Here is a 21,622-nt window from a genome sequence, read left to right on the forward strand (position 1 = left end):
TTGTAAAATATCATACTCAGGCAAATACACTTTTTCTATTTGTACATTTGCTGACGTTTACAACACTTGTCATTTCGACGAGGAACGAGGAGAAATCTATACACTATATAAGTCTGCTAATTTGCACATGTATAGATTTCTCACTACGTTCGAAATGACATAACTAGTCTAATAGTCTATGGGTTACCCAAATTTACAAGCCTGCATTACCGACCTTGAAAAGCACGGTCATTTAATCCGCATAAAGCAAGAAGTTAATCCGAACCTGGAAATGGCAGCCATACACCTGCGTGTTTTTGAGGCTGGCGGACCGGCAATTTTATTCGAAAATGTAAAGGGCAGTAAATTTCCCGCGGTATCCAATCTATTTGGTACGCTTGAACGGTCAAAATTTATTTTCCGGGATTCATTAGAACAGGTAAATACGCTGGTTGATGTCAAAAACAACCCGATCCAAGCCCTCAAACATCCGTTTAAATATGCCAATGTGGCGTTGACTGCGTTGTCGGCATTGCCCATGAAAGTAGGGCGCAGGCAATTTGAAAAATGCGATATCAGTGATTTGCCACAGATTGTGAACTGGCCCAAAGATGGTGGTCCGTTTGTAACCATGCCACAGGTTTATACCGAAGATAGTGACAAGCCCGGTGTGATGAATGCCAACCTGGGCATGTACCGCATCCAATTGGCAGGTAATGATTATATATTAAATAAAGAGATAGGCCTGCATTATCAATTGCACCGCGGCATTGGTGTGCATCAAACCAAAGCTAATGCCAAGGGCCAGCCTTTAAAAGTGAGTATTTTTGTTGGTGGTCCGCCATCGCACCCGGTGGCGGCTGTGATGCCCTTGCCCGAAGGGTTGTCAGAGATGACTTTTGCAGGCGCGCTGGGTAACCGCCGTTTCCGTTATTTTTATGATGAGGAAGGTTTTTGTATTTCTGCGGATGCCGATTTTATCATCACCGGAACCGTAGAGCCACACGAAAATAAACCCGAAGGTCCATTTGGCGATCACCTGGGTTATTATAGTTTAACGCATCCTTTCCCGCTGTTAAAAGTGCATAATGTTTATCATCGTAAAGATGCTATCTGGTCGTTCACAGTAGTGGGCAGGCCACCGCAGGAGGATACCAGTTTCGGCGCTTTGATCCATGAGATAGCCGGCTCTGCATTACAGGAGGAAATACCGGGATTACATGAGGTTAATGCGGTCGACGCGGCGGGTGTGCACCCGTTATTATTTGCTATCGGTAGCGAGCGCTATACACCTTATATTAAAGAACGCAAACCGCAGGAAATATTGACCATCGCCAACCATATCCTCGGTAAAAACCAATTGAGCCTGGCCAAATACCTGTTCATTGCCGCTGCTGAGGACGATCCGAAATTGGATGTAAACAACATCGGCCAATTCCTGACACATATCCTGCAGCGTATTGACCCAACCCGCGATCTGCATTTTTATACCCGCACCACCATTGACACGCTCGACTACAGCGGCAGCGGACTAAACTCGGGCAGTAAAGTAGCCATCACTGTCGCGGGCGACATTAAAAGAGAACTTTGGGCCGATGTGCCTGCCAATTTTAGTCTGCCTAAGCCATTGGTCAATTACCAGATGGTAATACCGGGCATACTGGCGATCGAGATCCCCAAAAATATCCGCGCCAGCGATATGCCGATGATCATTGAATTTTTACAGGAGCATTTCGCCGAAGCTGATCTGGCCGGTATCCCCTTGTTTGTTTTATGCGATGATGCTGCTTTTACGGCCCAAAACCTCAATAACTTTGTGTGGGTAACCTTTACCCGCAGTAATCCATCGCACGATATTTATGGTATTAATGAGTTTACCGAGCACAAGCATTGGGGCTGTGACGGTCCGCTGATAATTGATGCACGGATAAAACCGCATCATGCGCCAGTGTTGGAGAAAGATCAGGAAGTGGAGAAGCGGGTGAATGTTATGGGTGAGAAAGGTGGGGAGTTGTGTGGGGTTATATAGGGCTGCTACTTTTGTTTGACCGAATTAACTAACCCGACGCGTCATTGTGAGATACGAAGCAATGACGTGTGGATAGGAGAGATTGCGTTTTTAGTGATTCAACTAATAACCAAACTTCTCATGTATCATCAAAACAGCCTGATGCTTATCATCCCGCGCCAAATCCAATGTGGCCCTGATCAAACGCTCTATTTGTGGGTGCGGATCTTTTGATATTGCGTTGGCCCAGATCTCCTTAGTATCCCTCGCGGTAGTTATTGTACACCTTATAAAGTCCACGTCCATAGTCCCCTTGGGGTTTACTGTTTCAAGTTCTTCTTTGCTGGTTTTGGAAATTAGCGTTAACAAGTTATTATACCTTTTATGCTGCTTTGTATTGATCAAAACCGAATCGCCTGGCAATGTCCTGGAACGTTCTATTATCTTCATCAGCATAGCAGACAGTTTGGTTTTATTGCTGTCTATACTTTTATAAGTATCGTATTTAGCCTTTAACCTTACATAAGCAGTATCTGCTTGTAGCGCACGAAAACTAACGGTGTCTTTGACCTGGTAAACTACTTTAATGACGCCGGCTTTTCTCTGAATGTCTAACTCAAATGAGCCGGTATCCCATACGGTACCTTCTAAAAGATGGACGGTGACATCAGTTTCCTTATTGTCAGTGTTTTGAGCAGATAATGGCAATGCAATCAGTAATGGAATCGCAATAAATAAAAGCCTTTTTAGGTTACTCATAGGGTAATAGGTTTATGCCAATTTCGCAATTATCTCCTCGCAAAACAAATTGATTAACATTCTCGCAGCCGGCTTTCTCCTTAAATCTGGTAATCAATAACTTAAAAACCCCGCATCGCCCAAACTAACCCAAAGTGGGAGCAAAAATCATTTTTCAGATGTTGAAAACTTTTTGGTGGTAAAAAGTGTAATAAAGTGGTAAAAGTGATTTACTTTTACACTACCAAAATTGTCGAAGTGTAACTATGTCAAATTTTTTAGGTGAATTTGATTGCAAACTGGATGCTAAAGGGCGTATGATGATACCCGTTGGCCTCAAAAAACAGCTTCCAGAAGCTGTAAGTGAGGGGCTTGTCATCAATCGTGGCTTTGAGAAGCATTTGGTTATTTACACCCGGAAAGAATGGGATAAGATCGTTGAGGACCTAAGTAAACTTAACTCGTACGAAAAAAAGACCCGCGAATTCATCCGCTATTTCACCCGTGGCGCGTCAGAATTGCCGCTGGATAGTGCAGGCAGGGTGCTTTTACCGAAGTCGCTTTTAGAATATGCAGGTATAGGCGCCGATGTAGTGCTGTCTTGCCAGTTTAATAAAATAGAGGTTTGGGCCAAAGAGGCTTATGATTCTCAATTGGATGATGAGCCTGAAAACTTTGCAAACCTGGCCGAAGAGGTAATGGGTAACGCAGGAAGGAGGAGTGATGACTGATTATCATAACCCCGTAATGCTTCAGGAATGTATTGAAGGCCTGGATATTCGCGAGGATGGTACTTATGTGGACGTAACCTTTGGTGGTGGCGGCCATTCAAGAGAGATCTTAAAACACCTGGGCGAAGATGGTCGTTTGCTGGCTTTTGATCAGGACGCCGATGCGCAGCGTAATATGATTGAAGATGATCGCTTTGAATTTATCGATCAGAATTTCAGGTACCTAAAAAACTTTTGCCGTTTGCATGGGGCTATCCCGGTTAGTGGCATATTGGCAGATCTGGGTGTATCATCGCATCAGTTTGACGAGGCCGATCGCGGTTTTTCTATCCGGTTTGATGCCGAGTTGGATATGCGTATGAACCAGGCATCTGATCTGACTGCTAAAGCGGTAGTAAATACTTATAGCGAGGCTGATCTGCACCGCATATTCGGTATTTATGGCGAGATCCAAAATGCCAAATCATTGGCGCATACGATTGTGACCGCGCGATTGAATGGTTCGATTAATACCGTGGCCGATCTGAAAAATGCGATAGCTGATCGGATTCCACGCGGAAAAGAAAATAAATACCTGGCGCAGGTTTTCCAGGCGCTGCGTATTGAGGTTAACCAGGAGTTGGAGGCGTTGAAAGAGTTTTTAGCTCAAACCGCCGAAGTTTTGGAACCCGGTGGTCGCCTGGTAGTGATGTCGTATCATTCGCTGGAAGACAGGCTGGTTAAAAACTTCATCGCCAAAGGAAAATTTAGCGGCGAGGTGGAAAAGGATTTTTTTGGTAACGACCAGAAACCTTTCGATGCGATAACTCGTGGCGCTGTAACGGCATCTGAGGAAGAAATAACGATAAATAACAGGGCGCGCAGTGCCAAATTAAGAATTGCCATTAAAAAGTAGTGTATGACCAATCGTTTACGTACCGAGATTGAGAAAGAAGAGTTGGAGAGCGAATTGATCGTGGAGGAAAAACCTGTCAAGGAAATTCCGGAAAACTTTTTGACCAAATTTTTAACGAAAGGCTTTATTACTACCGACGAGGCTACACGGGCGCTGCCATTTGTATTGTTTTTGACTTTGTTGGGGATGGTGTACATAGCTAACCGCCACCTGGCCGAGAAGAATATTCGTGATATAGATAAACTAACCAAAGAAGTTCATGAACTGAACTGGGAATATAAAGTAACTCAAGCAGATCTGGCCTATAAAAGCACTTTATCTGAAGTGGCAAAAAGGGTAGATACGCTGGGTATTAAAGAGTCGATACAACCGGCGCAAAAAATTACACTAACAGAGGGTGCTAACTAAATGAGTATCAGAACCAACATATTGCTGCGTGTATATCTGGCCTTTGGCCTGATATTGCTGTTTGCCTTAGCGGTGGTGATACAGGTTTATCGCGTGCAATTTATACAGGGTGCTAAGTGGAAGGCAATGGCCAGCAAGTTGTCAACCCGTTATGAAAATGTGGAGGCTACGCGTGGTAACATTCTTTCGGTTGATGGCGCTTTGTTGGCTACCTCGGTACCTGAGTATGAGCTGCACATGGATATGTTTGCCGGCGGTATTTTTGAAGATAAGGCATTCTATTCTAAGGTGGATTCGCTGGCTGCTAAACTGGCTGCTTTGTATCCTGAAAAATCAGAAAAATATTATTCGCGTATGCTGCGCGATGCCCGTAAAGACAGCGTGCGTTACCAGTTGATCAGGCGTAAAGTTACTTTCCAGGAGTTGAAGCAAATTCGCAAGTTCCCGATTTTTAGTTTAGGTAAATATAAAGGCGGACTGATTGTGTTACAGCAAAACAGGCGGATTCTGCCGTTCCGTTCGTTGGCTGCCCGTACCATAGGTTACAAAAACGAGAATGTTAAAAACGCGGTTGGTTTAGAGGGTGCGTACGCCAGCTACATTAATGGCGAAAATGGTAAGCGCCTGATGCAGCGCATTGCGGGCGGCGTGTATGTGCCGGTAAACGATGATGAAGACGAAGTAGCCGCTAAAGATGGTGCCGACATTATATCAACCATTAATGTAAATTTTCAGGATGTTGCCCAAAAAGCCTTAAAAAAACAACTGGACAGTATTCAGGCTGATTTTGGTACCGTTGTGCTGATGGAAGTGGCTACCGGAGAGGTACGTGCCATTGCCAACTTTACCCGCACTAAAGAAGGTGATTATCAGGAGAAATTTAATTATGCTATAGGTGCCGAGGCAGAGCCGGGTTCTACTTTCAAACTGGCTACTTATATGACCTTGTTGGATCAGCATAAAATTGATACCAGCACTAAGGTTGATATCCAGCATGGCCGTTATGATATGGTCAACCCTAAAAACGGTAAAGTTTTCCTGCATATTAAAGATGCGGAAGATGGCGGCGGCGTTATAAGTGCTAAACGTGCTTTTGAAGAATCGTCAAACGTAGGTGCGGTAAAACTGGCCTATCCGCATTATGTCAATAATCCAAGTGAGTTTACCGACGCATTGTATCGGTATCATTTGAATGAAAAAAATCAACTGCAGATACCGGGCGAGGGCCAGCCGCTGATCAAAAATCCATCATCAAGAAGCTGGAATAAATTGCAAAGTATTGCGCAGATGGCTTATGGTTATGAGTCAAAACTGTCGCCGTTGCAAATGCTTACTTTCTACAATTCTGTAGCCAATAATGGCAAAGAAATAGCGCCAATTTTTGTTAAAGAAATTCGCAGCATGGGTAACACCGTCGAGCGTTTTCAGGCTCGTGTTATCAATGAAAAAGTATGTTCTGACGAGACTTTAGCAAAGATTAAAGGTTTGTTAGAGGGAGTAGTATTAGAGGGCACCGGTAAACTGGTTATCAAAAATAAATTATACAGCGTAGCCGGCAAAACAGGCACGGCACAGATAGCCAACGGCGCTTTAGGTTACGGCGCTAAGGACGCTCACCAGGCATCTTTTTGCGGTTATTTCCCGGCCGATCATCCTAAGTATTCCATGATCGTGGTTATCAGTAACCCGCGCGTAGGTTCGCACCTGGCAGCGCATGTTGCTGGTCCGGTATTCAGGCTTATTGCCGACCGTGTGTTTGCAAGCGATCTGGAGCTGAACCATGCTGCGCCAGTGCATTTGGTAGGCAACACAACCATGCCAAAAACAAAACAAGGCAATTTGGCGGCAATCAAAAAGGTATACAGCAAATTGGGTGTTAAGCCATTGTATGCTTCGGCCAATGCCGGTTTGGATACTACAGAAGGTGTTCCGTTTGATGAAGTAAAATATAAACCGGGCACTGTACCAACAGTAACCGGTATGAGTTTGAGCGATGCCCTTTATGTATTGGGTAACGCAGGCTATAAAGTAGGTGTTAAAGGAAGTGGAGTAGTAACTACCCAGTCGGTGACAGCGGGAAGCGTTGCGCCTAAAGGGGCAAAAATATTTATAGAGTTGCAATGAGATACCTGAGCGACATATTAACCGGATTGCCATTCACCGAGCTTCAAGGAGCGCCGGACGTGGAGATTACTGCCATTGTGTTTGATTCGCGCAAGGTGGTGCCCGGTTGTTTGTTTGTGGCTGTTAAAGGCACGCAGGTTGACGGTCATGATTATATTGACAAAGCAATAAAAGACGGTGCGGTAGCCGTGATCTGCGAAGAGCTGCCTGGCCATACCGCCGGCGAGGTTGACTTTCTGATGGTGAAAGATTCGGCGGTTGCTTTGGGCATTGTATCGGCTAATTTCTATGATAATCCATCAAAAAAATTAAAGCTGGTTGGCGTAACCGGTACCAATGGTAAAACTACTATCGCTACGTTGTTGTATCAACTATTCCGCGATTTGGGTTATAAATGCGGTTTACTGTCGACTGTCGAAAATCAGATCAACGGCAAAGTTATTCCATCAACCCATACCACGCCTGATCAGGTTGAGCTAAATCGTTTGTTAGACGAAATGGTTAACCTGGGCTGCGATTATTGCTTCATGGAAGTAAGCTCGCACGCTGTGGCGCAACACCGTATTGAAGGATTGAGCTTTACCGGCGCGATCTTCTCTAACCTGACACATGATCATTTAGATTACCATAAGACATTTGACAACTATCTGAAAGCTAAAAAGGCATTCTTTGATGGCTTGAATAAAAATGCGTTTGCGCTTACTAATGTCGACGATAAGAACGGCAATGTGATGCTGCAAAATACCAAAGCGCATAAAAAAACCTATGGCCTAAAAAACATGGCCGACTTTAAAGCCAAGATCCTTGAAAATCAGTTCGGCGGTTTATTGCTGCTGATTGATAACGAAGAAGTATGGTTTAAAATGGTGGGTAGCTTTAATGCTTATAATCTGCTGGCTGTTTATGCTGCCGCGATGTTGTTAGATCAGGATCGCGCTAAAGTATTAACCAGTCTGAGCAAATTATCAGGTGCAGAGGGCCGGTTTGATTACGTGATATCGCCAAATAAAATTATTGGCATTGTTGATTACGCGCATACGCCGGATGCCGTGCAGAATGTGTTGAGCACCATTCATAATATCCGTAAGGGAAATGAACAGGTAATAACCGTGATAGGCTGCGGCGGCGACCGTGATAAAACCAAGCGCCCGATAATGGCCAAAGTGGCCTGCGAATGGAGCGACAAGGTTATTTTGACTTCGGATAATCCTCGGTCAGAAGATCCTGTCCATATTATCAGAGATATGGAAGAGGGAGTGCCGGTGATGTCTAAGTTTAATGTAGCAAGCATTACAGACAGGCATGAGGCCATAAAAACTGCTTGCCAGTTAGCAAAGCCGGGAGATATTATACTACTGGCCGGAAAAGGCCACGAAAAATACCAGGACATCAAAGGAGTGAAAAATCATTTTGACGACAAGGAGGAATTGTTGAAATACTTCGGGGGAACGTGAAATTATTAATATGTCATTGCGAGCGATAGCGTGGCAATCGCAAGTAAGCAAAGTTCGCGATTGCTTCGTTCCTCGCAATGACAACAAAGATGACAGGACATTAGGCGATATAATATCATCAACACATTAAAAAATTAAAAAACTGCACATCTGCACATTTGCATATCTGCACATCAAATAGATAGTATGTTATATTACTTATTTACCTACTTGTACAAAAACTATAGCATTCCGGGTGCGGGTGTATTTCAATACATCACGTTCAGAATGGCTATGGCGGTTATTACGTCATTAATTATAACTACGGTTTACGGCCGCAGGCTGATTGACTATCTGCGTTACAAACAGGTAGGCGAAAGTGTGCGTAACCTGGGTTTAGAAGGCCAGATGCAAAAAGCAGGAACACCAACTATGGGTGGGTTAATCATTATTGCAGGTATTTTAATCCCGACTTTATTGTTTGCCAAGTTAGATAACGTCTACATTATCCTGATGATCGTCACCACGGTTTGGTTAGGTGCCATTGGCTTTCTTGACGATTATATTAAAGTATTTAAAAAGAATAAAGAAGGTTTAGCAGGTAGATTCAAAATAGTGGGCCAGGTAGGTTTAGCATTGATCATCGGCTTTGTAATGTATAGCAATAAAGGCATCACCATTCGCCAGGAGGTTAAGCCGCCTGTACAGTACGATGCCAAGATCGATTTCCATATGCGTGGTACAAAGCCCATCCTTACACAGGATGTGATATCGCATAAAACCACCATGCCTTTTTATAAGAACAACGAGTTTGATTACAGCAAGGTGTTAAAATTTATTGGTCCGGGCTATGAGAATTATACCCTGGTGGTGTTCTTGTTCTTTGTGATCATCATTATTACGGCTATATCAAACGGCGCAAATATTACTGACGGTATAGATGGCCTGGCAACAGGAACTTCGGCTATCATCGGTATTACACTAGCTATACTGGCTTATGTGTCGGGTAACTACATTATATCAGATTACCTCAATATCATGTACATCCCTAATTCGGGCGAGCTGGTGATTTTTGCGGGCGCTTTTGTGGGTGCCTGCGTGGGTTTTCTGTGGTACAATTCATATCCGGCACAGGTATTTATGGGCGATACCGGGAGTTTAGCCATAGGCGGTATCATCGCGGTATTTGCGATTTTGATCCGTAAAGAATTGTTGTTGCCACTATTGTGCGGCATCTTCCTGATTGAAAATATATCGGTAATGATGCAGGTGGGCTGGTTTAAATACACTAAAAAGAAATATGGCGAGGGCCGCAGGATCTTCCTGATGTCGCCGCTGCATCACCATTATCAGAAAAAAGGTTTCCACGAAGCTAAGATTGTAACCCGCTTCTGGATCATCGGCATTATGCTGGCCATTTTAACGGTGGTGACTTTGAAATTGAGATAAGCGCTTGCGCGCAGTCCATGGTCCATAGTCGATGGTCCATGGCAGATATAAAGTAATAACAAACAAAGAAAAAGACTATGGACTATCGACCATGGTCTATGGACTAAAAAGAATGAACACAAATAAAAACATAGTAGTACTTGGTGCCGGCGAGAGTGGTGTGGGTGCGGCATACCTTGCCCAACAGCAGGGGTATGATGTTTTTGTGTCAGACTTTGGCGCCATAGCGCCGCATTATAAAGATCAGTTGATTGGGTGGAACATCAGCTTTGAGGAAAGTCAGCATACCGAAGATGAAATATTAATTGCTGCTGAAGTAATTAAAAGCCCGGGCATTCCGGACAAAGCGCCGATCATTAAAAAGATCAAAGAAAAAGGTATCCCGGTGATATCGGAAATTGAGTTTGCGGGGAGATATACAAACGCCAAGATTATCGGCATTACAGGCTCAAACGGTAAGACTACCACTACCAGTCTGACGCATTTTATACTGAAAAACGCGGGATTAAATGTGGGTTTGGCCGGTAATATAGGCCGCAGCTTTGCTTACCAGGTGGCTACCGAGAAGTTTGATAGTTATGTATTGGAGCTAAGCAGTTTTATGCTGGATGATATGTACCAATTCAAGGTTGACATAGCGGTGCTGCTAAACATCACCCCCGATCATTTGGACAGGTACGAATACAAAATGGAAAACTATGCTGCATCAAAATTCCGCATAACGCAAAATCAGACAGCCGATGATGTATTCATCTATTGTGCTGATGATGCGGAAACCATAAAAGGAATGGAGGGCAGAAGTTTCGCAGCTAAGCAATATCCATTCTCTATAGAAAAAAAGATTGCAACGGGAGCAGATCTCGAAAACGACAATATTGTCATCACCATACCACAAGAACATTTTAAAATGTCAATTACAGAACTAGCCCTGCAAGGCAAGCACAACATCTACAACTCTATGGCATCTGGCATAGTGGCAAAAGTGCTCGAATTACGTAGCGATACGCTGAGGGAAAGCCTTGCAACTTTCAAGAACATTGAGCATAGATTGGAGTCGGTAGGAAAGATCTCTGGTATCAGTTTTATCAATGATTCAAAAGCTACCAATGTAAACTCAACCTGGTATGCGCTGGAAAGTATGACCAGCGATGTGGTGTTAATACTAGGCGGTGTAGACAAAGGTAACGACTATTCGATGTTGAAAGATCTGGTTAAGCAAAAGGTAAAAGCCATTGTTTGCCTGGGTAAAGATAATCAGCGCATTCATGAAGCTTTTGAAGATGATGTTGATATTATCGTTAACACCTCATCGGCAGCAGAAGCGGCGCAGACTGCCTACCATCTGGCAACCAAAGGCGATACGGTTTTACTGTCACCAGCCTGCGCAAGTTTTGACCTGTTTAAAAATTACGAAGATCGCGGCAATCAGTTTAAAGCTGCGGTGAAGGAATTGTAGATGTGCAGATATGCAAATGTGCGGATGTGCAGATGATTGATGTTTAATTATTAGATGATTGGATAATTATAAATGAGTGATAAACCCAATTTGATTGTTGATTTGACATTTAGTTTTTCATTAAAAGTTATACGATTTACTGAAGAACTGGAATCAAAAAAAAATTCAACGTAGCTAATCAACTATTTAGAAGCGGCACATCAATAGGAGCAAATGTACGTGAGGCCCAAGGAGCAGAGAGTAAAGTAGACTTTAGACATAAATGTAAGATAGCTTATAAGGAAGCAGAAGAAACAGAATATTGGTTGTCATTATGTAAGCATGCGGAGAATTACCCTTATGACGAAGCAATGTACAACGACATACAATCTATAATAAAAGTATTGGGGAAGATAATATCATCAACACATTAAAAAATTATGTGCACATCTGCACATCTGCATATCTGCACATAACTAAAAAGGACGCAAATAAATGAACCAAATATTAGGTAACATCAAAGGAGACCGCTGGATATGGCTTATCGTCATATTGCTGTCGTTGATATCGCTGTTGTCGGTATATAGCGCTATTGGTACGCTGGCTTACAAGCGTGGTGTAGGGGTGGAGTCTATTTTGATGAAGCACCTGGCTATGATTGTCGGCGGTATTGCGCTGATGTATATCTCGCACAAGTTAGATTACCGCTATTACTCAGGTATCTCCAAATTGCTGATGTACATTACTATCCCGTTGTTGTTTTACACGCTGATATTTGGTAGCCATGTTAATGATGCAAGTCGTTGGATCGCTATCCCGGGCACTGGTCTAAGCTTCCAGACATCCGATTTGGCTAAGCTGGCACTGATTACCTTTTTAGCCCGATCACTGTCGCGTAAGCAAGAAAATATTAAAGATGTTAAGCAATCCTTCATCCCTATAATGGGTGCAGTTTGTTTGGTATTTATATTAATCGCGTTAGCTAACCTTTCAACTGCATTGATGTTGTTTGGTGTAAGTGTGCTGCTGTTAATCATTGGTCGTATTAGTATTAAACAGATTGCCGTAACCTGTTTGGCAGGGGCAATACTGTTAACCGGGGTTATCTTTTTGGGGCCGCGTCGTAAAACTTATGTGTCGCGTATCCATACGTTCATGCATCCTGAGGCAGCAAATCCTGATAAATCATTCCAGGCAGATCATGCTAAAATAGCTATAGCCAGCGGCGGCATATTTGGCAAAGGCCCGGGTAAAAGCAGCGAGGTTAATTATTTACCCGAGGCATATTCTGATGAGATCTATGCCATCATCATAGAAGAGTATGGCATGATAGGCGGTATTGTGTTAATAGGGATTTACCTGTTCCTGCTGTATCGATGCATCAAAATAGTAACTAAGGCGCCAAAAGCGTTTGGCGCTTTATTAGCAGCGGGGCTGAGCTTCAGTTTGACCATACAAGCATTTGCCAACATGGCTGTTGCGGTGGGATTGGGGCCGGTAACAGGTGTGCCGCTACCATTTGTGAGTATGGGCGGTACGTCTATGTTATTTACCAGCGTGGCCTTCGGCATTATATTATCGGTGAGCAGGGATATAGAGGACCCGAAGAAAGTAATAGTAGGCGAGATTAAAGAGGTGGGAAATTTAACAATGGCATAAGTTGATGTGCAGATGTGTGAATATGCAGATGTGCAGATGAATAAATAAAAGATAATCAGTGTAATCAAAATATAAAGCGGTGAAATCAAGCAAACCAAAAAGAATAATCATTAGCGGCGGCGGTACCGGAGGACATATCTTCCCGGCTATTGCTATTGCCAATGCTTTGAAGAAGCTTGATCCGGCTACTGAAATTCTTTTCGTGGGCGCCAATGGCCGTATGGAAATGGAGAAAGTACCTGCCGCCGGTTATAAAATTATTGGGTTGAACATTCAGGGTATCCAGCGTAAATCTGTTTGGAAAAACCTGATGTTCCCGGTTAAACTGTTTAATAGCGTGAACAAAGCGCTGCAAATTATTAAAGATTTTAAGCCCGACGCCGCGGTTGGTGTAGGTGGTTATGCTTCTGGTCCGCTATTGTATGCGGCATCGCTGAAACATATTCCTTATTTGATACAGGAGCAAAACTCATACGCAGGCATTACCAATAAATGGTTAGGCAAAAAAGCCGAAAAGATCTGTGTAGCTTTTGATGGTATGGGGCAATTTTTTCCTGCCGATAAAATTATCAAAACCGGCAACCCTATCCGGACAGAATCTGTAGATATAGCCGGTAAGAAAATGCAGGCGCTGGAAATCTACAGTTTGTCGAACGATAAAAAGACGATTATGGTTACCGGTGGTAGTTTGGGTGCGCGTACTTTAAATAACAGCATCCTGGCGCACCTGGATCAAATCATTGCTGCCGATGTGCAGCTGATCTGGCAAACTGGTAAGTTCTATTACAAAAGTATCATCGGGCAGTTGGGCGAAAACTATCATCCAAACGTGCGCATCATGGAATTTGTAAACAGGATGGACCTGGCTTATGCCGCTGCTGATGTGATTATATCAAGAGCGGGCGCAGGCACTATTGCTGAGTTGTGCGTGGTGAAAAAACCGGTAATACTGGTGCCATCACCAAACGTGGCCGAGGATCATCAAACTAAAAATGCACTGGCGTTGGTTCATGACCAGGCAGCAATTTTTGTGGCCGATCGTGATGCCGAAGAGAAACTAGTAGACAAAGCCCTGGAGCTTTTAAAAGATAAAAGTTTACAAAAGAAATTAAGCGACAACATTAGCAAAATGGCCCTGCCTGATGCCGATCAAGTGATCGCGAAAGAGGTTATACAAATAACAATTAACAATTAAATCCTAGCTCCGCCTTCGGCAACCGGGGGTGGAGCTTTTTAGTTTAGTGATTAGAGATTGGTGATTAGTTAATTAGTAAAAAAGAGAAAAGAAATAGGATGGAATTACGCAACATACAACGGGTTTACCTGGTAGGCATAGGCGGCATAGGCATGAGCGGCCTGGCACGTTATTTTGCTCATTTGGGTTGTATTGTGTGCGGTTATGATAAAACAGCTACCGATCTAACCGATGATCTGCATCATGAAGGTATTCAGATAACCTTTGAAGACAACTGCGAAAATATTCCGAAAAGCTTCCGTGATGTAGATGACAGCACGTTAGTAATCTATACCCCGGCTATTCCTAAAGATTCGGCAATATTGAATTTCTTCCAGCAAAAAGGTTTTGTGTTATGGAAACGTTCGCAAGTTTTAGGGTTGATCAGTAAAGGTAAATTTACTATCGGCGTAGCCGGTACGCATGGCAAAACCACTACCTCATGTATGGTGGCGCATATCCTGAAAGATTCGGGTAAAGATTGCTCGGCTTTTTTGGGCGGCATTGCGTCTAACTACCAAACCAATGTGTTGTTTGGCCATAACGATATTGTAGTTGTTGAGGCTGATGAGTATGATCGTTCATTCCTGACTTTGTATCCCGACATCGCTATCGTGACTTCAATGGATGCAGATCACCTGGATATTTATGGCGATCATTCGCAACTGACCGAGTCATTCAAATTATACGCGTCTCAGATAAAAGCAGGGGGTACCTTAATTCACCGCAAAGGCTTGCCTTTGGACGGTGGCTTTACCTATAGCATTAATGATGATGCCGATGCGATGGCACAAAACATCCGCGTAGAGAATGGTGATTTTTACTTCGATTTTGTAAGTGCCGAGGTTATCATAAGCAATATCAAACTGGGTATTGCCGGTTTGCATAATATTGAAAACGCGGTCGCCGCAACCAAAGTTGGTTTGCTGTTAGGAATTTCTGCGGATGCTATTAAAAGCGCCTTAAATTCATTTAAAGGCGTGAAAAGACGGTTTGAGTATATTGTAAAAACACCGGCTCATATTTATATTGACGACTATGCGCATCACCCGGAAGAATTAAGGGCGGCCATTACATCCATCAAGCGCTTGTATCCAAATAAAAAACTCACAACAATTTTTCAGCCTCACCTATACACCCGTACCCGCGATTTCGTGGACGGTTTTGCCGAGGTTTTGGATATGAGCGACGAATTACTGCTGCTGGATATTTACCCGGCCCGCGAGCTGCCGATAGAAGGTGTAACCTCGGCTATAATATTGGATAGAATGAAACTGCAAAATCGCCAGATCATCGGCAAAGAAGCAGCGATAAATAAAATAAAGTCAGAACAACCTGAGCTATTACTAACCGTTGGCGCAGGCGATATTGATCAGTTGGTACAACCACTAAAAAGTGCTTTACAAAATGTTTAAGAAACCAATATGGCGCATTATACTACTAAGCTTTGTCTGGCTGATAAGCCTGGGTGGGCTGGTTGTGCTCATGAGTTTCATTGAAGTAAAGAAAGACGAAGTGGTTTGCAAGGACGTGAAAATTTACATCCCCGGCAGCCAGTATTTTATCGACAAAAAAGAAGTAGAGAATATTTTACAACTGAGCAGCTTCACGCTGGTTGGCCGTAAGATAGATAGAATAAACATGCACCAGTTGGAAAACAGGCTTAAAGCAAACCCTTTTGTAGAGTATGCTAAAGTTTATGCCGATATGGATGGTATCATCATGATTGAAATTGAGCAGCGAGAGCCTATTATGCGCGTAATGAATCAAAGCAATCAGGATTTTTATATAGATAAGAATGGTCTGAAGATTCCTTTATCACCAAACTTTACCGCAAGGGTACTGGCCGCTAATGGATTTATAGACGAACCTTTTGGCGAAAAAGTAGATACCCTGCACACCGCTCTGGCGCGCGACTTGTTTAAAACAGTTTCGTACATCCGTGCCGACTCTTTATGGGACGCGCAGATAGGGCAGATCTACGTAAACCAGGGGCATGAAATTGAACTGATACCGCGCGTAGGCAGCCAGCGCATTTTGCTGGGTAATGCCGATTCGCTGGATTTGAAGTTTAGAAACCTGATGGCATTTTACAAACAGGCATTACCGCAGGTTGGCTGGGATGCTTACAAGATCATCAACATAAAATACGCCAATCAGATAGTCGGGGTTAAAAATTCAAAGGCCGATTCGCTAAGAATGAAAGCAGCTGCCGACTCAACAAAATTAATTAAGAAAGACACATCTCTAATAAAACAGTAAATATGGATAAGAGTTCAACACAAGAAAAAAGTTCGCCAATAGTAGTGGGACTGGATATCGGTACCACTAAAATTTGCGCAATTGTTGGCCGCCGTAGCAAAAACGGTAAGATCGAAGTCCTGGGCATTGGCAAAGCCGAATCTGCGGGTGTAACCCGTGGTGTAGTATCAAATATTGACAAAACCGTTCAGGGCATCACTACGGCTGTCGAGATAGCCGGCACGCAATCCAACGTCGAGATCCGCGTGGTAAACGTAGGTATCGCTGGTCAGCATATCAAGAGTTTGCAGCATCGTGGTTTAATTACCCGTCGCGATTTGCAGTCAGAAATCAGCCGTAAGGACATTGATAAACTGATCGAGGATATGTACAACCTGGTAATGCCTCCGGGCGAGGAGATTATTCACGTGCTGCCGCAGGAATTTACTGTGGATAGCGAGCCAGGTATTAAAGACCCTATCGGTATGGCAGGTGTGCGTTTGGAAGCAAACTTCCATATCATAAGCGGCCAGGTAACTGCCATTAAAAATATTGTGAAATGTGTTAACAAAGCGCACCTGGAAAGCCAGGAGCTGATACTGGAGCCATTGGCATCGTCTGAGTCGGTTTTAAGCGACGAGGAAAAAGAAGCCGGTGTGGTTTTGGTTGATATTGGTGGTGGTACAACGGATGTGGCTATATTCCACGAAGGTATCATTCGTCATACAGCGGTTATCCCTTTCGGTGGTAACAGCGTGACTGAGGATATCCGCGAAGGCTGCTCGGTAATGCGCAACATCGCAGAGCAACTTAAAGTAAGATTTGGATCAGCTTTAGCCGAAGAAAATAAAGAGAATGAGATTGTGTGTGTTCCGGGCTTACGTGGCCGCGAACCAAAAGAGATATCAATAAAAAACCTGGCTTATGTTATCCAGGCCCGTATGGAAGAGATTGTAGAGCATGTGTATTATGAGATCAAATCGTCGGGTTATGAGAAAAAACTGATTGCCGGTGTAGTAATAACAGGTGGTGGTGCACAATTGAAACATTTGCCGCAAATGGTTGAGTTTGTTACCGGTTTAGATTGCCGCGTAGGTTACCCTAACGAGCATTTGGCTAAAAACGAACATCTGCCAAAAAACATTTACGAAGAGCTGCAAAGTCCAACATTTGCAACGGGTATTGGCCTGTTAATAAAAGGTATCCAAAAGATGGAATACATTGGCGAAGTACAGCAGCCAACCGAAGTTAAGGTAGATAAAACCAAGTATACCGAAGACAAAAAATTTGGCCTGTTTGGTAAAATACTGGAGAGCGGAAAGAAATTTATTAAGGACGATATTAAGGATGAGGACTTTCTGAAATAGGTTAGAAACCGACAGCCCCCTCTAAATCTCCCCCGGTAGGGGAGACTTTAAAATGGGTTGTCAAAAGCCCTCCCTACCGGGGAGGGTTTGGGAGGGGCTGAAGGATTTGTTTACTTTTCAACATCCTTTAACTTTTCCACATTATAGACATTTGTGGAAAACCTTTGTTGAAAAAGTGCTAATATTACAATGGTGAAATCTAAAATTCGTCGAATTATACATAGCTGAAAACTAGGATTATGCAATTTGAGATGTTAAAAGAAAAATCGTCAATCATCAAAGTTATTGGTGTTGGCGGTGGCGGTGGTAATGCAGTAAACCACATGTACAAGGCAGGTATTACGGGTGTCGACTTTATAATTTGTAATACCGATGCGCAGGCATTGGAGTTAAGCCCAATACCTAATAAAGTGCAATTAGGAGCAAGTTTAACAGAAGGTATGGGCGCTGGCTCGATACCCGAGGTTGGTAAAAATTCGGCTATTGAAAATATAGATGATATTAAACAGATGTTGGGTGTAAATACCAAGATGTTGTTTATTACCGCAGGTATGGGTGGCGGTACCGGTACCGGTGCAAGCCCGATTATAGCCAAAGCTGCCCGCGAAATGGATATCCTGACCGTTGGTATTATCACTACTCCGTTCTCTTTTGAAGGCAAGCGTCGTAAAATGCAGGCCGAAGAGGGTATGGAAGAATTGAAAAAATATGTTGATTCATTCCTGGTGATCTCCAACGATCGCCTGCGTCAGATCTTTGGTAACTTAACCTTAGGTTCGGCATTTGCACAGGCAGATGATATTTTGACCACTGCTGCCAAAGGCATTGCTGAGATCATCACCTTACCGGGTTATATAAACGTCGACTTTAAAGATGTGCGCACGGTGATGAAAGACAGTGGTGTATCTATCATGGGTAGCTGTGCTGCCGAAGGCGAGAATCGTGCTTTACGCGCGGTTGAAGGCGCCTTGTCATCACCACTATTAAAAGATAACGAAATTGAGGGTGCGCGCTACATCCTGTTAAATATCAGCTCTGGCGAAAAAGAGGTGACTATGGATGAAGTAAGCATAATCACCGATTATATCCAGGAAGAAGCCGGCTTAGCTGCCGACCTGATCTGGGGTAACTGCCGCGACGAGAATTTGGGCGATAAATTGTCGGTAACTATTATTGCTACCGGTTTCCAAACCAAAGACGAGCGCGAAAAAGAATACAGCAGCAAGAAAATTGTAAACATGCTGGTTCCAGATGCGCCATTGGTTAGACCGGTTAATGAATTTATTAACCCGGTTGCAGAAGGTACTGCAGCCGAGCCATATATGAAGGGCCAGTCACAACAGCCAAAAGAAGAACAAAAACAACAAACCGGTTTATTTGACCTCTTCGCAGCTACCCGCCCTGAAGAGCAGGAAGCTGAACCGGTGGTTAAATATAATTTCCAGGAACTGGATGAGCAGCCGATTGCCGAAAACGAAACCGAGCTGCCTGAATTTACCTTTAAACTGTCGGAGCCGGAAACAGAAACCATCATTAACTTTGAAGCAGAAGTTGTTGCCGAGCCGGTTGCTACTTTAGAACCTGAGCCGGTTGTTAATGCTGATGATAACAAAACTGATGAGTCGATAGAAGAGCAACTGCGTAAATCTCGTGAGCGCATTATGCGCTTGAAAGATCTGAGCATGAAGCTGCGCACCGGTAATATCCAGGAGCTAGAAAACGTTCCGGCTTATAAACGTAAAGAAGTGGCTTTGCAGGATACCCCTGCATCAAGCGAGAGCCAGGTATCGCGCTTTACTTTATTGCCTGACAGCGATGGCAAGATTGAAATTCGTGATAGTAACTCATTTTTGCACGACAACGTAGATTAGTCGAGTAGAGTCAAGAATCAAGGGCCAGGAATCAAGATGTATTAATTCTTGGTTCTTGGCTTTTTTTATGATGGATGTTTGATAAAATTTGCGACAGTAGATACCGTCTTGATTCTTGTCTCTTGGTTCTTGACTCTCAATCTTGTCTCTTGACTCTCAAAAGCGTATATTTGCATATTTGACAACGATAAATAGGGATTGATTTGGATTTATTTGATAAAATTACCAGCAGTATGGGAGGCCCTTTGGGGCAACATCAAAAATGGTCGCATGGGTATTATTCGTATCCAAAATTAGAAGGTGAGATTGGTCCGCACATGCAATTTAATGGTAAAGAGCATTTAGTTTGGAGCTTGAATAACTATTTAGGATTAGCCAATCATCCCGAAGTAAGAACTGCCGATGCGCAAGCCGCCGCCGACTACGGTATGGCCTATCCTATGGGTGCCCGTATGATGTCTGGCAACTCCATCCATCACGAAGAATTAGAGAACGGCCTGGCCGAGTTTGTAGGCAAAGAAGCCGCTTATTTACTAAATTATGGTTACCAGGGCATGGTGTCAATCATCGACTCGCTGGTTAGCCGTAATGATGTTATTGTATATGATGCTGAGTCGCACGCCTGTATAATTGACGGTTTACGGATGCACATGGGTAAACGTTTTGTTTACCAGCATAACGACTTGGAGAGCTGCGAAAAGCAATTAGAAAGGGCTACCCGTTTAACAGAGCAGTCTGGCGGTGGTATTTTGCTGATCACCGAAGGTGTTTTCGGTATGTCCGGTGCGCAAGGTAAATTGAAAGAGATCATCGAGCTAAAAAAGAAATTCGATTTCAGAATTTTAGTGGATGACGCGCATGGCTTTGGTACCATGGGCCCAACAGGTGCCGGTACACACGAAGCGCAAGACTGTATTGATGGTGTGGATGTTTACTTCGGTACCTTCGCTAAATCTATGGCAGGCATTGGCGGTTTTGTAGCTGCTGACAAACCAATTATTGATTACTTGCGTTACGACATGCGTTCGCAGATCTTTGCTAAGGCTTTACCAATGCCAATGGTTATTGGTTTAAAGAAACGTTTCGAAATGCTGAAGGCGCAACCTGAATTACGCGAGAAATTGTGGGTGATAGCTAACGCGCTGCAATCCGGCTTAAAAGAACGGGGTTTTGATATCGGCATTACCAATACCATGGTAACCCCGGTATACTTGAAAGGCGATTTATCTGAAGCTACTGCCTTAACCCGCGACTTGCGCGAAAACTTCGGCATCTTCTGCTCGATTGTGATCTATCCGGTTATCCCTAAGGGACTAATTTTGTTAAGGCTTATACCAACTGCCGTACATACTTTAGAAGACGTACAGCGCACGCTGGATGCCTATAGCGTTATGGGCGAGAAATTAAAAGCAGGCCACTACCGCGAAAAAGTTGCGGAGGTTTAAACAAAGCTACCTATCATAATAAGATCCCCGGCAAAACCTGCCGGGGATCTTATTTTTATGAGGTTTTTTAATACCAGGTATAAATACTTGGTATAATGCTGATTTTTAGGCTGTTTTGATGCCGGAACGGTCTTTTATTATTTAGAAAGAAAAAAATATTATAATACTGAAAAATAATAGTTTGAAACGCTAAAAAAGCGATTGGTTACATAGCTAAAATCGGCGGCAAATGTGGAAAAAAACCGTATTGAAAGCCCTTTTAAGTATTTTTTTTTCAATAAAAACATTTTAGCTTAGCTTTTATAAAACAAACAACCTCAAAGTATTTTAAAAAGGAGTTAACTGATGAAAAAATTTACTGAAGTAAAGAACCTTATCGCGTCGCTGGAAGCTGATGCCGACAAGTTTTACAACAAGGGTAACAGCGCAGCCGGTACCCGCGTTCGCAAAGGGATGCAGGATTTGAAAAACCTTGCACAAGCTATCCGCCTGGAAGTTCAGGACACAAAAAACAAAGAGTAAGATACGGCTAGTATCTGTGCTAACGGAGCCCGCTGTATGCAGCAGGTTTTTTTATGAAAAGAAAAAGGCGAACGCTAATTCGC

General features: G+C 43.4%; 18 protein-coding genes. 17 read left to right on the plus strand and 1 reads right to left on the minus strand.

Features of this window, described 5'->3' with window-relative positions; genetic code table 11:
- Positions 1-178: 178 nt before the first annotated feature.
- Positions 179-2,008 carry a UbiD family decarboxylase gene (locus HB679_RS07600; protein ID WP_214071364.1) on the plus strand — a complete coding sequence of 610 codons (1,830 nt, stop codon included), beginning with the start codon at positions 179-181 and terminating at the stop codon, positions 2,006-2,008.
- Between the two features lie 102 nt (positions 2,009-2,110).
- Here HB679_RS07600 and HB679_RS07605 read toward each other — a convergent pair whose 3' ends face one another.
- Positions 2,111-2,746: a hypothetical protein gene (locus HB679_RS07605; protein WP_214071365.1), complete on the minus strand. Its 636-nt coding sequence runs from the start codon at positions 2,744-2,746 to the stop codon at positions 2,111-2,113.
- Between the two features lie 245 nt (positions 2,747-2,991).
- On the opposite strand from HB679_RS07605, the gene mraZ reads away from it, so the two are divergent.
- From mraZ to HB679_RS07685, 16 genes are all read left to right on the plus strand, one after another.
- Complete coding sequence (gene mraZ, locus HB679_RS07610; protein WP_214071366.1) at positions 2,992-3,456, plus strand: division/cell wall cluster transcriptional repressor MraZ; 465 nt, start codon at positions 2,992-2,994, stop codon at positions 3,454-3,456.
- Positions 3,449-4,351, plus strand: a complete 903-nt coding sequence (rsmH, locus tag HB679_RS07615) for a 16S rRNA (cytosine(1402)-N(4))-methyltransferase RsmH (protein WP_214071367.1) — start codon at positions 3,449-3,451, stop codon at positions 4,349-4,351. Before mraZ ends, rsmH begins: the two co-directional genes overlap by 8 nt.
- A 3-nt stretch (positions 4,352-4,354) precedes the next feature.
- Positions 4,355-4,759, plus strand: coding sequence for an FtsL-like putative cell division protein (locus tag HB679_RS07620; protein ID WP_214071368.1), 405 nt, complete (start codon positions 4,355-4,357; stop codon positions 4,757-4,759).
- On the plus strand, positions 4,760-6,883 hold the full coding sequence (locus HB679_RS07625; RefSeq protein WP_214071369.1) for a penicillin-binding protein: 2,124 nt from the start codon (positions 4,760-4,762) through the stop codon (positions 6,881-6,883). It abuts the gene before it with no gap.
- Entirely contained in the window at positions 6,880-8,337 is a 1,458-nt protein-coding gene (locus tag HB679_RS07630) for a UDP-N-acetylmuramoyl-L-alanyl-D-glutamate--2,6-diaminopimelate ligase (RefSeq protein ID WP_214071370.1), read from the plus strand. The genes HB679_RS07625 and HB679_RS07630 overlap by 4 nt, the downstream gene beginning before the upstream one ends.
- 186 nt (positions 8,338-8,523) lie before the next feature.
- Positions 8,524-9,765 (plus strand): phospho-N-acetylmuramoyl-pentapeptide-transferase, encoded by a 1,242-nt coding sequence (gene mraY / locus HB679_RS07635; RefSeq protein WP_214071371.1) that lies wholly within the window; start codon positions 8,524-8,526, stop codon positions 9,763-9,765.
- 112 nt (positions 9,766-9,877) lie between these two features.
- Complete coding sequence (gene murD / locus HB679_RS07640; protein ID WP_214071372.1) at positions 9,878-11,221, plus strand: UDP-N-acetylmuramoyl-L-alanine--D-glutamate ligase; 1,344 nt, start codon at positions 9,878-9,880, stop codon at positions 11,219-11,221.
- A 203-nt stretch (positions 11,222-11,424) separates the two neighbouring features.
- Positions 11,425-11,634 (plus strand): four helix bundle protein, encoded by a 210-nt coding sequence (locus tag HB679_RS20595; protein ID WP_346345147.1) that lies wholly within the window; start codon positions 11,425-11,427, stop codon positions 11,632-11,634.
- 61 nt (positions 11,635-11,695) lie between these two features.
- On the plus strand, positions 11,696-12,859 hold the full coding sequence (locus HB679_RS07650; protein WP_214071373.1) for an FtsW/RodA/SpoVE family cell cycle protein: 1,164 nt from the start codon (positions 11,696-11,698) through the stop codon (positions 12,857-12,859).
- A gap of 79 nt (positions 12,860-12,938) precedes the next feature.
- A complete protein-coding gene (murG, locus tag HB679_RS07655; RefSeq protein WP_214071374.1) occupies positions 12,939-14,054 on the plus strand; it encodes an undecaprenyldiphospho-muramoylpentapeptide beta-N-acetylglucosaminyltransferase in 1,116 nt (371 codons plus the stop codon).
- A gap of 98 nt (positions 14,055-14,152) precedes the next feature.
- On the plus strand, positions 14,153-15,508 hold the full coding sequence (murC, locus tag HB679_RS07660; protein WP_214071375.1) for a UDP-N-acetylmuramate--L-alanine ligase: 1,356 nt from the start codon (positions 14,153-14,155) through the stop codon (positions 15,506-15,508).
- Positions 15,501-16,355, plus strand: coding sequence for a cell division protein FtsQ (locus HB679_RS07665; RefSeq protein ID WP_214071376.1), 855 nt, complete (start codon positions 15,501-15,503; stop codon positions 16,353-16,355). Before murC ends, HB679_RS07665 begins: the two co-directional genes overlap by 8 nt.
- Positions 16,356-16,357: 2 nt before the next feature.
- Positions 16,358-17,701, plus strand: a complete 1,344-nt coding sequence (gene ftsA, locus HB679_RS07670) for a cell division protein FtsA (RefSeq protein ID WP_214071377.1) — start codon at positions 16,358-16,360, stop codon at positions 17,699-17,701.
- Positions 17,702-17,940: 239 nt separating this feature from the next.
- The gene (gene ftsZ, locus HB679_RS07675; protein WP_214071378.1) at positions 17,941-19,572 is read left to right on the plus strand and encodes a cell division protein FtsZ; all 1,632 of its coding nucleotides are present in this window, start codon (positions 17,941-17,943) and stop codon (positions 19,570-19,572) included.
- A 203-nt stretch (positions 19,573-19,775) separates the two neighbouring features.
- Positions 19,776-21,017 carry an aminotransferase class I/II-fold pyridoxal phosphate-dependent enzyme gene (locus HB679_RS07680; protein WP_214071379.1) on the plus strand — a complete coding sequence of 414 codons (1,242 nt, stop codon included), beginning with the start codon at positions 19,776-19,778 and terminating at the stop codon, positions 21,015-21,017.
- A gap of 345 nt (positions 21,018-21,362) precedes the next feature.
- Positions 21,363-21,539 carry a histone H1 gene (locus tag HB679_RS07685; protein ID WP_214071380.1) on the plus strand — a complete coding sequence of 59 codons (177 nt, stop codon included), beginning with the start codon at positions 21,363-21,365 and terminating at the stop codon, positions 21,537-21,539.
- The last annotated feature ends 83 nt before the right edge of the window (positions 21,540-21,622 follow it).

The organism is Mucilaginibacter sp. dw_454 (genome assembly GCF_018449775.1).
In the GTDB taxonomy this organism is placed as follows: domain Bacteria; phylum Bacteroidota; class Bacteroidia; order Sphingobacteriales; family Sphingobacteriaceae; genus Mucilaginibacter.

Coding starts and splice junctions, on each gene's coding strand:
- HB679_RS07600 (WP_214071364.1), top strand. CDS start 179: ATGGGTTACCCAAATTTACAAGCCTGCATTACCGACCTTGAAAAGCAC.
- HB679_RS07605 (WP_214071365.1), bottom strand. CDS start 2,746: ATGAGTAACCTAAAAAGGCTTTTATTTATTGCGATTCCATTACTGATT.
- mraZ (WP_214071366.1), top strand. CDS start 2,992: ATGTCAAATTTTTTAGGTGAATTTGATTGCAAACTGGATGCTAAAGGG.
- rsmH (WP_214071367.1), top strand. CDS start 3,449: ATGACTGATTATCATAACCCCGTAATGCTTCAGGAATGTATTGAAGGC.
- HB679_RS07620 (WP_214071368.1), top strand. CDS start 4,355: ATGACCAATCGTTTACGTACCGAGATTGAGAAAGAAGAGTTGGAGAGC.
- HB679_RS07625 (WP_214071369.1), top strand. CDS start 4,760: ATGAGTATCAGAACCAACATATTGCTGCGTGTATATCTGGCCTTTGGC.
- HB679_RS07630 (WP_214071370.1), top strand. CDS start 6,880: ATGAGATACCTGAGCGACATATTAACCGGATTGCCATTCACCGAGCTT.
- mraY (WP_214071371.1), top strand. CDS start 8,524: ATGTTATATTACTTATTTACCTACTTGTACAAAAACTATAGCATTCCG.
- murD (WP_214071372.1), top strand. CDS start 9,878: ATGAACACAAATAAAAACATAGTAGTACTTGGTGCCGGCGAGAGTGGT.
- HB679_RS07650 (WP_214071373.1), top strand. CDS start 11,696: ATGAACCAAATATTAGGTAACATCAAAGGAGACCGCTGGATATGGCTT.
- murC (WP_214071375.1), top strand. CDS start 14,153: ATGGAATTACGCAACATACAACGGGTTTACCTGGTAGGCATAGGCGGC.
- HB679_RS07665 (WP_214071376.1), top strand. CDS start 15,501: ATGTTTAAGAAACCAATATGGCGCATTATACTACTAAGCTTTGTCTGG.
- ftsA (WP_214071377.1), top strand. CDS start 16,358: ATGGATAAGAGTTCAACACAAGAAAAAAGTTCGCCAATAGTAGTGGGA.
- ftsZ (WP_214071378.1), top strand. CDS start 17,941: ATGCAATTTGAGATGTTAAAAGAAAAATCGTCAATCATCAAAGTTATT.
- HB679_RS07685 (WP_214071380.1), top strand. CDS start 21,363: ATGAAAAAATTTACTGAAGTAAAGAACCTTATCGCGTCGCTGGAAGCT.